Genomic DNA, 10882 nt, shown 5'->3' on the forward strand with positions numbered 1-10882 from the left:
TTTGCGGAAGTCCCAGGAAGTCCAGGGGAGATACAGCAATGCCCGAAATCGGCAGACGAAACCTTCTGACCGCGGCCACGGCCGTGGCCGCGGCGAAGGTCGCCCCGTCCCTCCTCTCACAGAAAGCCGCGGCAACGGAACCCGCGGACGCCGTGGGCGTATGCGACCCGGTGTTCGGCCCGGTGACCGTGCGCCCAGGTGACGCCCGGTACGCCGAATTGTCCGTCGGCGTCAACAAACGATGGGAGGCCGCACCTGACTCCATCCAGTTGGTCGGTTCAACGGAACAGGTGGTGTCGGCGGTACAGGACGCCGTGCGCGCCGGAAAGCGGGTTTCCATCCGCAGCGGCGGGCACTGCTACGCGGATTTCGTGAGCCATCGGGACGTGGACGTCATCATCGACACCTCCGGGATGAACGAGGTGGCGTACGACGCCCCACGCCGGGCCTTCTCGGTGCAGGCCGGAGCCCAACTGGGCCAGATCTACGAGGCCCTGTACAAGGGCTGGGGCGTGACGATCCCCGGCGGCGCCTGCCTGACCGTCGGCGTCGGCGGGCATGCCAGCGGCGGCGGCTTCGGATTGCTGACCCGAAGATTCGGGCTGGTCGCCGACCACATCGAGGCCGTGGAGATGGTGGTCGTGGACCACTCCGGCACCGTACGACGCGTGATTGCCTCACGCGAGCTGTCCGATCCGCACCACGATCTGTGGTGGGCCACCGCGGGCGGTGGAGGCGGCAGCTTCGGCATCATCACCCGCTACTGGTTCCGCGCGGCCGGATCCACCGGCACCGATCCGGCCCTGCAACTCCCCCGGCCGCCCAAGGAGGTGCTGGTCAGCCTGCTCAACGTCCCCTGGAACCAGCTGGATCTCCAGACCTTCGGCCGACTGGTCCACAACTTCGCCGACTGGCACGTGGACAACGGCTCAGTGTCCTCACCCTTCATCTCCCTCTCCGGCTACCTGCTGATGCGCCAGGGTCCGGCCGGCGGCGTCGCCCTGTTCACCCAGGTCGACGCAACCGACCCGGATGCCGACCGGCTGCTCGCCGACTACGCGGCCGCCCTCACCCGCGACACCGGCATCTCCACCTCGTTCCCCTCCCGGCGGGTGCCGTGGCTGGCCTCCACCAAGCTCGTCGGCACCAGTAGCCCGGCCTTGCTGTACGACCACACCCTGCGCAGTGCCGTCAAGACGGCCTGGATGCGGCGGAGTTTCACCGACGACCAGATCGCGGTCATGCACCGAAACATGACGCGCACGGACTACACCAATCCCAATGCGGCGATATCCCTCAACGGCGGTGGCGGCCGGCCCAATGAGGTAGCTATCGACGCAAACGCGTTCGCGCACCGCGATTCCGCCTTCATCGCGCTGTACGAGAATTTCTGGGTCGACCCGCGCGAGGACGGGACCCATATCGGCTGGCTGCGCGACATCTACAGCCAGACGTTCGCGGCAACCGGCGGATATCCGGTGCCCGGCGACGTCACCGACGGCTGCTACATCAACGACCCGGATTCCGACATCACCGACCCCGCGTGGAACACCTCCGGCGTTCCCTGGCACACGCTGTACTGGAAGGCGAACTACGCGCGCCTGCAACAGGTGAAGGCCCGCTGGGATCCCACCGATTTCTTCCGGCACTCGCAGTCGATAAGGCTTCCGGCCTGATCCACCGCCCGATGACGTCCGCCTCTCGGCCGACCGTGACCTGCCGGCGCAGGGACCACACGGCCCGCTTCCACGTCGACCAGGACGGTGTCGGCGACCGCCTGCGGCCGCGCGACTCCGACCACGACGGCCACACCGACCTCTTCCTGGACAACCTGCGCCGGCCCGGCACCTCGGGCCGGCATCACGACGTCGGGCGTCCAGGAAGCCGTCTCCTCCGACTTCATGCAGTAGCAATGACTGCGCGCTCCGAGTCCTCCTTGCCGTCCCGCAGCACCGCAAGGACGGCTGTGGTGCGCTGACCGTGGCCGTCGGTGAAGGCGCCGGCCTCCAACAGTCCAGTCCACCGGGTGCTCATGCGGGTGGCGTCACCGCCGCGGCCGCAGTCACGGGCTCCGCTTACTGCCTCGATCCCTTTGGGACGGCCCGTTGCGGGGACGTCCTTGACGCAGTACACCGCCAGGTCCGCCTGGCCGGCGAGGAGGGCAGCGTCGACTTCCTTGGTGAACGCACCCTTGCCCTCGACCTGGGCCAGGTCTCCCATCCACTTGTCGCCGGTCGTCTTGACCGGCACGACCTCGGTGCGGATGTGCGGGCGGAGCGCGGCGAGTTCGCTGCGCACGCGCTCGACCTGAGCAAGCGCCATGGGCGAGTCGCGGGAGACGATGCGGATCAGTTCAGGGGCGGACATGCCGCCCACCCTAGCCCTTTACGGGCGGTCACCGAGCAGCAGCCCCAAGCCCCATCTCATCGGCACAGCACACAAGTTGGAGACCTCGCACGGATGCGCGAGAACGATGTCGACGCAGTGCTGGCGACCGAGCAGCCGACTGGGGACGGACTCCCGCGCGAGGAGGCTGTCCGTGCCATCGCAGGAGGAGTCGACGTCTGTTCTCACTGCGGCCCGACAGCGAACTCGGGATTCTGGACTGACTCGACTGACCACGCCCCTACACTGACGCGCCTCGAGTACAGCCTGGGGGGTGCTTCTATCTGTTCGGTCAAGGTCTGTGGGTTTGGTCAGGCTGTTTGTTCGTGCCCTGGTTGGTAAAGGGTGCGGTGCTTGAGCATGGCGTGCAGGACGTCGACGCGGCGGCGGGTGAGGCAGATGAGGGCGGCGTTGTGGCGCTTCTTTTCCGCGCGTTTCCTGTCGTAGTAGGCCCGGGATTCGGGGCTGCTCAGTGAGGCGAACGAGGCCAGGAACAGGGCCCGTTTTGAGCATCTTGTTGCCGCCTCGGGGCGGTCCTTCGCCCCGGATGGAGGTTCCCGATCGACGGGTGGTGGGGGTCAGTCCCGCGTAGGAGGCCAGGTGGGCGGCGGTGGGGAACGCGCTGGCGTCGCCGACCTCGGCCAGGATGCGGGCGCCGGTCCTGACCGCGACCCCGGGCATGGAGGTCAGGACCTTCGCGAGAGGGTGGGCCTCCAGCAGTGCGGCGACCCGGGTCTCCAGGATGTCCCGGCGCTTGAGGAGGACCGAGAGGGCTTCGGCCAGACCGGAGATGATTTCCCCTGCCGAGGCCGTGCCGGGGACCTGCACGGTCTGCTCGGCCAGGGCGTTGGTGATGTGGTCGGCCAGGGTGCGGGCACTGCGCATCCGCGGGGCGGCCTGGAGCATGACCTGCGTGATCTGCTCGGTGCCGGCCTGGGCCAGCTGGGCCGGGGAGCCGAAGGTCTGCAGCAGGGCCAGGACGGCCGGGTGCCGCAGGCGGGGCCCGAGGACGCGTTCGAGGGCGGGGTGGATGGAGGTGAGCAGTCCGCGCAGCCGGTTGGAGGTGCGGGTGGCGTCCTGGGCGAGGTCGTCGTCGTGGCCAAGGATCATGGTTCAGTTCGGCCCGCACGCTCTCGTCGGGGTCGATGGAGTGCAGCAGGTGGGGCATGGTGCGGGCGGCGTCGGCGATGACGTAGGCATCGCGGGCGTCGGTCTTGCCGGTGCCGGGGTGCAGATCGGCCAGCCGGCGCATCGACAGGCCCGGGAGATAGGCGACTTCGCATCCACAAGCGCGGGCGACGGTCACCGCCAGGGTGCCGATGGAGGCCGGCTGGTCGACCACGACCAGGACCTTCCCCTTGCGCTTGAGGCGGGCGAACAGCTCCCGCAGCTGGGGCTCGCCGTTGGGTAGCGGCTTGTCGAAGGTCGTACGGCCGTCGGCCAGCAAAGCCGTGCCGTGGTGGGTGGACTTGCCTACGTCCAACGCGCAGAACACATCGATCGAGGTGAAGTTGTTGCTGGTCACCGGGCTTTCCCCTCCCCGGAGTCACAACCAGTGGCCCGCCCCGGCCCCGGAGATCGGTCCCACTCCACGCAGGCCCCATGTTGAGCGACTCCATGAGGCCAGTCTGGTTCACGCTTCGGGCGGCATGGAGGGCCCCTGACCGTGCTGCCGGAGTCCCATGCTCCAGCCAGAGCCTCATCAACCGGCGTTGGATGGCTGCCTGTCGGGCCGAGTCGAGTGCTGCAGAACCGAATGCGATCTCGGGTTGCCCGTCAGCGTTCCACTGGATGGCCGGGCTGGGAGGGTTCTTGAATCCCATCTGTGCCATAGCCCAACCCCATTGGGCGGCACTGGTCATGACCGATTCGACAGCTTCGCGTCGGATCTGTGCTACATCAGGCTGGCCTGTGGCAGTCGGCTCCGCCGCTTGGGCGAGTTCCTCGTCGGTGCGGGCGGCGAGTTCTCCTGCTGCTGTCGTTTCCGCTTTGGCGGCTTCAACGTCCGCACCGAAGGCCTGGAGCCGAAAATCTCACAGCCTGGCCGTGGAACAGCGGCAAAGGCCCAGGAAACCCGGACCCACGCAGCCGGAACGTGCAGCGGGCGGACACCATGGACGACTCGTAGAGTCGGAGCATGGACCTCCCGGTGATGCCACCCGTGAAGCCGATGCTCGCCAAGTCCGTGGCCAGGATCCCGCCTGACATGCATTACGAGGCGAAGTGGGACGGCTTCCGGGCGATCGTGTTCCGCGACGGTGCCGAGGTCGAGATCGGCAGTCGCACCGGGAAACCGCTGACCAGATACTTTCCCGAGCTCGTCGAAGCGCTGCGGGAGCGGTTGCCTGAGCGTTGCGTGATGGACGGCGAGATCGTGATCGCGCGGGAAGGACGGCTCGACTTCGACGCGCTCACGGAGCGGATCCACCCGGCGGACTCGCGGGTGCGGATGCTGGCCGAGAAGACTCCCGCCTCCTTCGTGGCCTTCGATCTGCTGGCGCTCGCCGACGAGTCGCTGCTCGACGTCCCGCTGGGCGACCGGCGCGCGCTGCTGGTGATGGCGCTGTCCGGAGTGACGGCGCCCGTCCATGTGGCGCCGGCGACCACGGACCGCGAGGTGGCGCAGCGGTGGTTCGAGCAGTACGAGGGCGCCGGCCTCGACGGGGTGATCGCCAAACCGCTCACGCAGCCCTACCTGCAGGACGAGCGCGCCATGTTCAAGATCAAGCACGAGCGGACGGCGGACGTCGTCGTCGCCGGTTACCGCTTCCACAAGAGCGGGCCGATCGTCGGCTCGCTGCTGCTGGGTCTGTACGACGACGGGGGCACCCTCCAGCACGTGGGCGTGAGCGCCGCGTTCCCGATGAAGCGGCGCGCGGAGCTGGTGGAAGAGCTGGAGCCGCTGCGGATGGAGGATGTCGAGCAACACCCGTGGGCGGCCTGGGCGGACGAGGCGGCGCACGAGACGGCGCGGTTGCCGGGCGCGCCCAGCAGATGGTCGTCGAAGAAGGACCTCTCCTGGGTGCCGGTGCGACCCGAGCGGGTGGCCGAGGTGGCGTACGACCACATGGAGAACGGCGTGCGGTTCCGCCACACGGCTCGCTTCCGCCGCTGGCGCCCCGACCGCACGGCCGAGAGCTGCACGTACGGCCAGTTGGAGGAACCGGTGGGGTACGACCTCGCGGAGATCTTCGGACCGCAGGACTGACCGCCGCCGGGCGCCCCGCTTTTCACCTCAGGCCTCGGGGTTCATGTGCGGAGGCCCGCCCCGCTGATCGGCTCAACGACGCGCGTAATCAGAATCGAACGGCTATGGCCACCGATGAGCCTATAAGCGCACAATCAATGGCACAGGACGGGGGCGCACGGTGGGTATGCGACAGCTGGCGCGGATGCGGCGCGGCGCGATGACGGCGGCGCTGCTGGCCGCCGCGGTGACGGGCTCCTTGTTGACGGGCTGCACCGCGGGGGGCGGCGCGGGCGGCGGCGCGACCGACGACGGACGTAGCCGGACACAGGGGCCCACCGAAGGCAACGACGGCACGGCGAAGAGCGGTTCGGTGCTCGCCGTGAAGATCGACAATGTGCCCGCGGCCCGCCCGCAGACGGGCCTGGACGCGGCCGACGTCGTCTACGCGGAGCAGGTCGAGGGCGGTCTCAGCCGGCTGATGGCGGTCTACGCGAGTCGGCTCCCGAAGGTCGTCGGGCCCGTGCGCAGTGCCCGCGAGTCGGACCTGGAGCTGTTGCGCCAGTTCGACGAGCCGACGCTCGCCTTCTCGGGCGCGCAGCACAAGTTGCTGCCGCTGATCGACAAGGCCCCGCTGCACGCACAGCCGCCGGAAAGTGTCTCCGGCGCCTACTACCGTGGTACGGACAAACCCGCGCCGCACAATCTCTATCTGCGTCCGCAGCGGCTGGTGGGATCCGCGCCGGGCAGCGCCGCGGCCACCACCGGGTTCCACTTCGGCGAGGCGCCCGCGGGCGGCAGCCCGGAGACCTCACGCACCGTGCGCTTCCCGGCGGCCCGCTTCACCTTCACCTGGTCCGACAGCCGGCAGCGCTGGCTGGTGAACATGGACGGAACGCCCACCGTGACGACCGACGGCAAGACAGTGGCTCCGGCCACGGTCGTGGTGCAGTACGTGAAGGTGCGCGCGTCGCAGTTCCACGACGTCCTGGGCAACAACACTCCGTACACGGAGACAGTGGGCTCGGGGAAGGCGAAGGTGCTGCGCGACGGCCGCGTCTTCGACGCGAACTGGGCGCGCCCCAGCGCGACGGACGGCACGGAGTTCACGACGACGGGCGGTGCGCCGATGAACTTCGCGCAGGGCCAGGTGTGGGTGGTCTTCGCGAAGGCGTGACCGTCCCCAGAAGCGCGAAGGCGTGACCTTCCCCGGAAGGGTCCTACGCCTTCGAGGAGGCCAAGGGCTCCACCGGATTGCGGAGCCCCTCCGCGGCGTCCGAGACCCGCTGGATGAGGTCGAAGAACATGGCCTGTTCCTCGGCGGAGAGCGGGGCCAGGAAGACCTGGTTCATCCGCGCGGTGCGGACGGTCAGCTTGCGGTGCGTGCGCATCCCCTCGTCCGTGAGGCGCAGCAGGAAGCGGCGGCCGTCCTGCGGGTCGCGCACTTTGTCGAGCAGACCCCGACGGCTGAGCCGGCTGATGACCTCGGCGATGGTGGACCGGTCGAGCCCCACCCGCTCCCCGACTGTTCGCTGATCCAGGCCCGGCTCCGCGACCAACGCGTTGAGAACCGCGAACTGCGGGGAGGTGATCTCCTCGGAGACCATGGTGTTCCACAGCAGGTAGTGGGCCTGCTGCAGTCGCCGGGCCAGGTGCCCGGGGTGGGTGGAGAGGTCCACCGCGGCCATATGTGCTCCTCAACTCAACGATTCGTTGGTGTACTGAACAATACCTGGACACCGCGTGACCTGTCTCGCCGTAGGCCGAGACTCCCACCTGCACACTTATTGAGAGTCTTGACGGGCTAGGGATCGGATGGCAGCGTGTGTGAAACCTTGAAGAAATAATCAGTGTGCTGATTAATTGAAGCGTTGGACGCTCGGGAGAGGAGGGGGCTTCACGGATGGACAAGGTGGTGGCCACGGCTGTGGAGGCGGTGGCTGATGTGCCGGACGGTGCGACGCTCGCGGTGGGTGGGTTCGGTCTGAGTGGTGTGCCGAATGTGCTGATCGAGGCGCTGTACGAGCGTGGGGTGTCGGGGCTGGGTGTGGTCTCCAACAACTGCGGGGCGATGGAGTCGGGCCTCGCGGTGCTGCTGGCGGCGGGGCGGATCGCCCGGGTGACGGGGTCGTACATCGGGGCGAACAAGGAGTTCGCGCGGCAGTATCTGGCCGGTGAGCTGGAGGTGGAGATGATCCCGCAGGGCACGCTGGCGGAGCGGTTGCGTGCGGGCGGTGCGGGGATCCCCGCCTTCTACACCCCGGCCGGGGTCGGCACGCAGGTCGCGGACGGCGGGCTGCCGTGGCGTTATGACGGCTCCGGCGGGGTGGCGCTGGCCTCCCCGCCGAAGGAGGTGCGCGAGTTCGACGGCACGGAGTACGTGCTGGAGCACGGCATCCGCACCGACTTCGCCCTCGTACGGGCCGCCAAGGGCGACCGGCACGGCAACCTGGTCTTCAACAAGTCCACCCGGAACTTCAACCCACTGGCCGCGATGGCCGGCCGGGTGACGATCGCGGAGGTGGAGGAGCTGGTGGAGCCGGGTGAGATCGACCCGGACGCGGTGCATCTGCCGGGGATCTTCGTGCAGCACGTCGTCGCGCTCACCCCGGAGCAGGCGAGCGCCAAGATGATCGAGCAGCGGACGGTTTCCGCGCCCGCTGCGGATGGAACGGTGAGCGAGTAATGGCCTGGAGCAGGCAGGAGATGGCCGCCCGCGCCGCGCGCGAGCTGGAGGACGGCCAGTATGTGAACCTCGGCATCGGCCTGCCGACGCTGATCCCCAACTACCTCCCCGCGGGCGTCGAGGTGATCCTGGAGTCCGAGAACGGCATCCTCGGCACCGGCCCCTACCCGACCGAGGACCAGGTCGACCCCGATCTCATCAACGCCGGCAAGGAGACCGTCACGGTCCTGCCGGGGGCTTCGTACTTCGACTCGGCGCTGTCGTTCTCGATGATCCGCGGCGGGCACATCGATGTCGCGGTGCTGGGTGCGATGCAGGTGTCCGCGAGCGGTGACCTCGCCAACTGGGCGATCCCCGGCAAGATGATCACCGGGATCGGCGGCGCGATGGACCTGGTCCACGGCGCCCGCACAGTCATCGTCGTGATGACACACACCGCCAAGGACGGCTCGGCGAAGATCCTCACCGAGTGCGCGCTGCCGCTCACGGGCAAGGCGTGTGTGAACCGGATCATCACCGACCTCGGCGTCCTCGACGTCACCGAAGACGGGCTGGTTCTGGTGGAGACCGCGCCGGGCGTCAGCGTCGAGGAGATCGTGGCGAAGACCGCCGCGAAGATCCGCATTGCCGAGGAGGCCTCATGAAGGACGTCTACATCGTCGATGCGGTCCGCACGCCCATCGGCAAGTACAACGGGTCGCTGGCCGCCGTCCGCCCGGACGACCTCGCCGCCCACGCGATCCGTGAACTCCTGGCCCGTATCCCGGATTTGGACCCGTCCCGGATCGAGGACGTGTACGTCGGCAACGCCAACGGCGCGGGCGAGGAGAACCGCAACGTCGCCCGGATGGCGGCGCTGCTGGCCGGTCTGCCCACCTCGGTGCCGGGCGTGACGGTCAACCGGCTGTGCGCCTCCGGTCTGGAGGCCGTCATCCAGGCCGCTCGCGCGATCGCCTGCGGGGACGCCTCCATCGCCCTGGCGGGCGGGGTGGAGTCGATGACCCGCGCCCCCTACGTGCTGCCCAAGAGCGAGCGGCCGTTCCCGGCCGCCCACGCCGAGCTGTACTCCACCACGCTGGGCTGGCGCATGGTCAACCCGAGGATGGACCCGCAGTGGACCATCCCGCTGGGCGAGTCGGCCGAACTCATCGCCGACAAGCACAAGATCACACGTGAGATGCAGGACGCGTTCGCCCTCGCCTCCCACCGCAAGGCCGCCGCCGCCCAGGCGGAGGGCCTGTTCGACGGCGAGATCGCCCCCGTGTCCCTTCCGCAGCGCAAGGGCGACCCGGTCCTCTTCGGTGCCGACGAGTGCGTCCGCACCGAGGCGTCCCTGGAGGCCATGGCGAGGCTCAAGCCCTCCTTCCGCACCGAGCACGGCACGGTGACGGCGGGCAACGCCTCACCCCTGAACGACGGCGCGGCCGCCCTGCTCCTGACCGACGAGGAAGGCCTCAAAGCCATCGGCCGCGAGCCCCTCGCCCGCATCAGCGCGACCGGCGTGTCCGCGATCGACCCGCACTACTTCGGACTCGCCCCCGTCGAAGCCGTCAACCGCGCCCTCACCAAAGCGGGCAAAGACTTCGATGACCTGTCGACGCTGGAGCTGAACGAGGCCTTCGCCGCCCAGGTCCTCGGCTGCCTGGCCGAATGGCCCGAGTTCGACCCCCAGATCCTCAACCCGCAGGGCGGCGCCATCGCCCTCGGCCATCCCCTCGGCGCGTCCGGCGCCCGGCTCGCCGGCACCGTCGCCCACCAACTCGCCCGCAAAGGCACCGGAGTCGGTGTCGCCACCCTCTGCATCGGCGTGGGCCAGGGCCTCGCCCTCGTCCTCGAACGATAGGAAGTCGACCATGGCCCTCACTCAGTCGGACATCGACATCGAGATCAAGGATGTCCAGGACGCGTACGACAAGGCAGTCGCCGGCGGCGCCCCGGTCCAGCACCGCCCCTCGCGCGACTACGCCCCGTACCGCAGCTCCGTCCTGCGCCACCCCAAGCAGCCGCTGGTCGCCGTGAGCGGCGGCGACCCCGAGACGGTCGAGCTGTCGGGTCCGGTCTTCGGCGTCACCGACATCACCGAGATCGACAACGATCTGACGCTCCAGCACCGTGGCGAGCCGATCGGCGAGCGCATGACCGTCTCGGGCCGCCTGCTCGACCGCGACGGCCGTCCCGTACGCGGCCAGCTCGTCGAGATCTGGCAGGCCAACGCCGCCGGCCGCTACGCCCATCTGCGCGAGCAGCACCCGGCGCCGCTCGACCCCAACTTCACTGGGGTGGGGCGCACCCTGACGGATGATCAGGGCCGGTACACGTTCACCACCATCAAGCCGGGCCCGTACCCGTGGGGCAACCACACCAACGCGTGGCGGCCCGCACACATCCACTTCTCGGTCTTCGGCAGGGCGTTCACCCAGCGGCTCGTGACGCAGATGTACTTCCCGAGCGACCCGCTGTTCCCGTACGACCCGATCCTGCGGTCCGTGACGGACGAGGCGGCCCGCAACCGGCTGATCGCCGCCTACAACCACGACCTCTCCCAGCCCGAGTTCTCGATGGGATACGAGTGGGACATCGTCCTCGACGGTCCCTCCGCCACCTGGATCGAAGAAGGCCGTTGA

At 68.9% G+C, this 10882-nt stretch carries 9 protein-coding genes and 1 pseudogene; 7 read left to right on the forward strand and 3 right to left on the reverse strand.

The window, feature by feature from the left end; translation table 11 throughout:
* Positions 1 to 38: 38 nt before the first annotated feature.
* Complete coding sequence (locus IEY95_RS12195) at positions 39 to 1676, forward strand: FAD-binding oxidoreductase (RefSeq protein WP_189185960.1); 1638 nt, start codon at positions 39 to 41, stop codon at positions 1674 to 1676.
* A 223-nt stretch (positions 1677 to 1899) separates the two neighbouring features.
* On the opposite strand, the gene IEY95_RS50150 is transcribed toward IEY95_RS12195, so the two are convergent.
* Both IEY95_RS50150 and IEY95_RS12205 read right to left on the reverse strand, forming a co-directional pair.
* Positions 1900 to 2367, reverse strand: coding sequence for a hypothetical protein (locus tag IEY95_RS50150; RefSeq protein ID WP_268240449.1), 468 nt, complete (start codon positions 2365 to 2367; stop codon positions 1900 to 1902).
* A gap of 329 nt (positions 2368 to 2696) precedes the next feature.
* Positions 2697 to 3910: pseudogene (locus IEY95_RS12205) on the reverse strand (IS110 family RNA-guided transposase).
* 612 nt (positions 3911 to 4522) lie between these two features.
* On the opposite strand from IEY95_RS12205, the gene IEY95_RS12210 reads away from it, so the two are divergent.
* Complete coding sequence (locus IEY95_RS12210; RefSeq protein ID WP_189185961.1) at positions 4523 to 5593, forward strand: ATP-dependent DNA ligase; 1071 nt, start codon at positions 4523 to 4525, stop codon at positions 5591 to 5593.
* A 166-nt stretch (positions 5594 to 5759) separates the two neighbouring features.
* On the forward strand, positions 5760 to 6749 hold the full coding sequence (locus IEY95_RS12215; protein ID WP_189185962.1) for a DUF3048 domain-containing protein: 990 nt from the start codon (positions 5760 to 5762) through the stop codon (positions 6747 to 6749).
* Between the two features lie 43 nt (positions 6750 to 6792).
* Here IEY95_RS12215 and IEY95_RS12220 read toward each other — a convergent pair whose 3' ends face one another.
* A complete protein-coding gene (locus IEY95_RS12220; protein ID WP_189185963.1) occupies positions 6793 to 7260 on the reverse strand; it encodes a MarR family winged helix-turn-helix transcriptional regulator in 468 nt (155 codons plus the stop codon).
* 215 nt (positions 7261 to 7475) lie between these two features.
* Here IEY95_RS12220 and IEY95_RS12225 point away from each other — a divergent pair, with 215 nt between their 5' ends.
* The 4 genes from IEY95_RS12225 to pcaH are packed head-to-tail and all read left to right on the forward strand — an operon-like array spanning position 7476 to position 10882.
* Positions 7476 to 8258, forward strand: a complete 783-nt coding sequence (locus IEY95_RS12225) for a CoA transferase subunit A (protein ID WP_189185964.1) — start codon at positions 7476 to 7478, stop codon at positions 8256 to 8258.
* Positions 8258 to 8902 carry a CoA transferase subunit B gene (locus IEY95_RS12230; protein WP_189185965.1) on the forward strand — a complete coding sequence of 215 codons (645 nt, stop codon included), beginning with the start codon at positions 8258 to 8260 and terminating at the stop codon, positions 8900 to 8902. Before IEY95_RS12225 ends, IEY95_RS12230 begins: the two co-directional genes overlap by 1 nt.
* Positions 8899 to 10101: a thiolase family protein gene (locus IEY95_RS12235; RefSeq protein WP_189185966.1), complete on the forward strand. Its 1203-nt coding sequence runs from the start codon at positions 8899 to 8901 to the stop codon at positions 10099 to 10101. The genes IEY95_RS12230 and IEY95_RS12235 overlap by 4 nt, the downstream gene beginning before the upstream one ends.
* 10 nt (positions 10102 to 10111) lie before the next feature.
* Positions 10112 to 10882 carry a protocatechuate 3,4-dioxygenase subunit beta gene (gene pcaH / locus IEY95_RS12240; RefSeq protein ID WP_189185967.1) on the forward strand — a complete coding sequence of 257 codons (771 nt, stop codon included), beginning with the start codon at positions 10112 to 10114 and terminating at the stop codon, positions 10880 to 10882.

It is taken from the genome of Streptomyces albiflavescens (genome assembly GCF_014645835.1).
GTDB classification, from domain to species: domain Bacteria; phylum Actinomycetota; class Actinomycetes; order Streptomycetales; family Streptomycetaceae; genus Streptomyces; species Streptomyces albiflavescens.

Bases quoted from the DNA above. Each gene is read 5' to 3' on its own strand.
- IEY95_RS12195 (WP_189185960.1), top strand. From the start codon at position 39: ATGCCCGAAATCGGCAGACGAAACCTTCTGACCGCGGCCACGGCCGTG.
- IEY95_RS50150 (WP_268240449.1), bottom strand. From the start codon at position 2,367: ATGTCCGCCCCTGAACTGATCCGCATCGTCTCCCGCGACTCGCCCATG.
- IEY95_RS12210 (WP_189185961.1), top strand. From the start codon at position 4,523: ATGGACCTCCCGGTGATGCCACCCGTGAAGCCGATGCTCGCCAAGTCC.
- IEY95_RS12215 (WP_189185962.1), top strand. From the start codon at position 5,760: ATGCGACAGCTGGCGCGGATGCGGCGCGGCGCGATGACGGCGGCGCTG.
- IEY95_RS12220 (WP_189185963.1), bottom strand. From the start codon at position 7,260: ATGGCCGCGGTGGACCTCTCCACCCACCCCGGGCACCTGGCCCGGCGA.
- IEY95_RS12225 (WP_189185964.1), top strand. From the start codon at position 7,476: ATGGACAAGGTGGTGGCCACGGCTGTGGAGGCGGTGGCTGATGTGCCG.
- IEY95_RS12230 (WP_189185965.1), top strand. From the start codon at position 8,258: ATGGCCTGGAGCAGGCAGGAGATGGCCGCCCGCGCCGCGCGCGAGCTG.
- IEY95_RS12235 (WP_189185966.1), top strand. From the start codon at position 8,899: ATGAAGGACGTCTACATCGTCGATGCGGTCCGCACGCCCATCGGCAAG.
- pcaH (WP_189185967.1), top strand. From the start codon at position 10,112: ATGGCCCTCACTCAGTCGGACATCGACATCGAGATCAAGGATGTCCAG.